Below are 3681 nucleotides of genomic sequence, written 5' to 3'. Positions count from 1 at the left end.
ATCGCGCCAGTGCTCCGGATCCTGCGCATGGCCCGTCCATTGGTCCGCGATACCCACGCCACCGGTGAAACCGATCCGGCCATCCACCACCAGCATCTTGCGGTGGGTGCGGTTGTTCATGCGGGCCAGGTTGAACCAGCGCAGCGGGTGGTAGCGCTCCACTTCCACGCCGCCATCGCGCAACTCATCGAGCAGGCGCTTGTCCATTTTCTCGCTGCCGGCCCAGTCCAGCATCACGTGCACCGTTACCCCGGCCTGGGAACGTTCCTTCAGGGCGTCTGCGAACTCCTTGCCTATCTTCCCGGACCAGTAGATGTAGGTTTCGAAAGTGATCGTGCGGGTGGCCGAACGTATCGCCGCGAGCATGGCCGGGAAGATCTCGTCGCCGTTCTGCAGCACCGTGACGCGGTTACCCTCGAGTACGTTCGGCCCGAGCATCGCATCCATCTCCAGCCGGAACTGCGGGTCGCGTACTGCGTGGCAATGCTCCACCGGAAAGCGGATGCTCTTTTCCGGCTTATGGAAGTTGGTCGCGATGACGATGGCCAGGGCGGCGACCAAAGCGGTGATGACGATCACGGTCCACATGAAGGGCCGGTTTCCTCGGGGTTGGGTGCGCGCACGGTAGCCGGCAACGCCGTAAGACGAGGTGAGCGCCGACCAGCGCTACGTCTTCACTTGGTATCCAGCGTCGGAAAGCGGACTCTTGTCAATGGGTGACGTGTAGCCCTCTAGCCTCGCCCAGGACATCAAGCACCGCCTTGTTGACTGCCTCTGGCTGCTGCAGCTGGATGTAATGCCTGGTGTTCTCGATGGCCCTGACTTCGCCCTTCTTCGAGAGCGCCGCCATCTGGTCGTCAAAGGCGGCATTCACATGCATGAGCGCATCCCAGTGGGCCTGGGTTTCGCCGGGGGGAACATTCTTCGGAAGGATCTTGGGGTAGCTCTGGACGAGCACGATCAAGGGCATATCGCCATACCACCTTCGTGCAGCCCGTACCTGATCGGCGCTCGTCGCATACATTTGTGCTTCTTCGGACAGGGAAGCCGCCTGGAACGCGGGCGACAAATGAACTTTGCCGTACGCGTCGTTCAACGCCTTGCCGAACGTCGGGAACGCTGGCGGAACGCATTGATCGTAGAGAGCGCTTTCCTTCTTCAGCGCCTTTGTCCGCGCCGCCTCAATGCATTTCTGGTCCTCTAGAACGCTTTTACTGTGTTCCGAGAAGATTTCATCCCACGATTGCTGCCAGGAGTGTTGCTCGGGATCGACCTTCCAATAACTCGCCGGCCAATCCTCGTTGGCCGTATCCACAAGCACCATGCCGGCCACATCCTTCGGATACATGTCAGCGTAGAGACGGACAATCATCCCGCCGTACGAGTGCCCGACCAGCACGTAAGGAGGTTTGATGCCGGCGGCGGCCAGGAGGTGATGCAGATCGTCAACGGCATTGGCGGCGGTACCTGGGCGGTTAGCCGGATCGCTGAAGCCAAGACCTGCCCGCTCGTAGGAGCATGCGCGCGTATGGGCGCCGATGGCCGGTTGCACAGAACCCCACGTTCCGGCTTCGTTGCCCGAGCCTGCTTCGAAAATGACGGTGGGGGAGCCGCTCCCTACGCAGTACAGGTTGAGTCTGCGTCCTGGCGCTACTTCTACGAGCTGTTGCGCGTGCGTGTAAGCAGGATTGTCGATGACTGCTGGGCCATCAGTCGCGGCGATCGTCGGTGTCGAGAGAAGCCAGAAAAGCGTGGCTAGCCCGCTTATGTAGCTCAATGGCATGGCAAACCACGAGCGCGACGCGCCAACGGCGTTCGTCCGATGAAGCCTCATTCCTAACCCCATTGTATGACTGGCGCGCCTACCGGCCGTTGCCAGGATGGCCGGCATAGTATCCGATCCACGGCCACGTATAGTTTGTGCGATGAGTCATCCAAATTCAGGCCCGTAACCCCAAAGCTCGCTCCATGGCTTGCGCGTGGGGCCGCATACAAAGATATCGGGGTGATACTGGCTTTCTTCATTGACTACGCCCCAAGCGTTAGCCGAGTGGCCCGCGAGGCGGCAGTCGATGAAAAGCTCATCGGCGCGCTTATGTGAACTTCCCAGCACGATCATTGTGCTGGGCGGTGTTTGCGGATAGCCACGTAGCCATCCGGAATTGACGGCGGTGATCGGCGTGGGCAGGTGATACTTCTGCCCTAGCAGGGCGATGGCGCCATACTCGCCATAGTTCCCCACCACAATGCCCAGATGGGCTTGCTGTTCCGCCGGCAGCGCATCTCGAATGGCAGCAACCTGCGCGACAAGTTCATTCCAGCCGATTTCTTCACGCAGGTCGTTGTTCCTCCGAAGCGCGAAGTCTCGCAATGGACCGCTTGATGCGAGCGGCACGATGCAAAGCGCGGCATAGATACCGATAGCGGATACACCGGTGAATAGCAGCGTGGCAGTCCCGACACGCCATGCGGGCCGCATGGTACGCAACCATCGCTCTCCGATAACCGATCCCATGGCCAGCAGCATGGGATACGTACCCTGGGTGTAATAGAAGCGCCCCTGTGCAAACAGGAACAGCAGCAGTGGCACCGCATACATCCAGGCCAGCATGCGATAGCGGCGATTGCTGAAGTACCCGAACAAACCTGCAAGCCAGACAGGCGCAGCAAACAGGTTGGCATTGATGAGGAACTGGTCGCGCAGGAAACCATCCGCGCGCCCCTCGTTGACGTCGCGCGCGTGGATACCTTGCAGGAAATGGTAGGAAATGAAGTCGTGTCTGATAAGCCACGCCAGGTTCGGCGCAAACAGGACCAGCGCGATGGCGCCACCGGCCCAGAACCAGCCACTGGTGACATATCGCCGTGCATCGGTAAGCAGCACGCCCACCAGCACACCCGCAAGCTCGAAGGCGATCGAATACTTGGTCTGCAACCCCAGCCCGGCAAATATACCGATCGCCAGCCACCAGCGCGGCTCATCGTCGCGCAGTAAACGAATCACGCTCCAGGCGATAAGCACCCACCACAACATATCGAAGGAGGAGTACTGAAATTCGGTCGCATCGGCCATCGGCGCGGGCGACAGCGCGACCGCGATCGCCGTAAAGGTCTGCGCCAGGCGGCCGCCGCCGAGGTCACGCACCATAAGGCCGCTGGCCAGGATCACCATGACCTGGGCCAGCACCGAGAACAACCGCAGTCCCACCAGCGACAGGCCAAACATCTTCAGCCCCAGATGTTCCAATGCCGCGGTTAGCGGCGGATAGGGCACAAAGCCCCAATCCAGATGCTGTGCATCACTCAGGAATTGCAGTTCATCCCGGTGAAAGCCGTACTGCCCGTTGGTCAACATGTGGGCTACGCCAAAGAGCACGGCAATGACGAGTACCGGTATGGCGCTCAAGTGCGGGCCAGGAGCGGCCGTTGGCGGTTTGAGCAGATCGCGGCTGTGCACGATAGGGTTCCCCAGGATCGTTGAACCTGCATATTCCCTTATCAGTGGTTGCTGGGCTAAGTGGATTGGGCCGGATCGACATGGCTCGGGGACGAATGGCGGCCTGATGGGGACAAGCGGTGGCTTGTCTGTTGCGTGGCTAGCGGCGATGCAGGCCAACTGGCATGCTTCGCCACGAGGCAGAACTGCCAAGGCAATGTCGACGACCTGTTCCACTGGATGCG

General features: G+C 60.5%; 3 protein-coding genes. All 3 read right to left on the bottom strand.

Features of this window, described 5'->3' with window-relative positions:
- On the bottom strand, positions 1–588 hold a 588-nt coding region (locus VK519_RS11780), incomplete at its 3' end, for a phospholipase D-like domain-containing protein (RefSeq protein ID WP_324349998.1).
- Positions 589–709: 121 nt separating this feature from the next.
- Positions 710–1783: an alpha/beta fold hydrolase gene (locus tag VK519_RS11775; protein ID WP_324349996.1), complete on the bottom strand. Its 1074-nt coding sequence runs from the start codon at positions 1781–1783 to the stop codon at positions 710–712.
- A gap of 147 nt (positions 1784–1930) precedes the next feature.
- The coding region (locus VK519_RS11770) for a glycosyltransferase family 39 protein (protein WP_324349995.1) at positions 1931–3681 on the bottom strand (1751 nt) is incomplete at its 5' end.

The sequence above is a fragment of the Pinirhizobacter sp. genome, from assembly GCF_035317885.1.
In the GTDB taxonomy this organism is placed as follows: Bacteria; Pseudomonadota; Gammaproteobacteria; order Xanthomonadales; family Rhodanobacteraceae; genus Pinirhizobacter.
The sequence above is the reverse complement of the archived record's forward strand: the minus strand, read 5'-3'. Positions and strand labels throughout refer to the sequence as shown.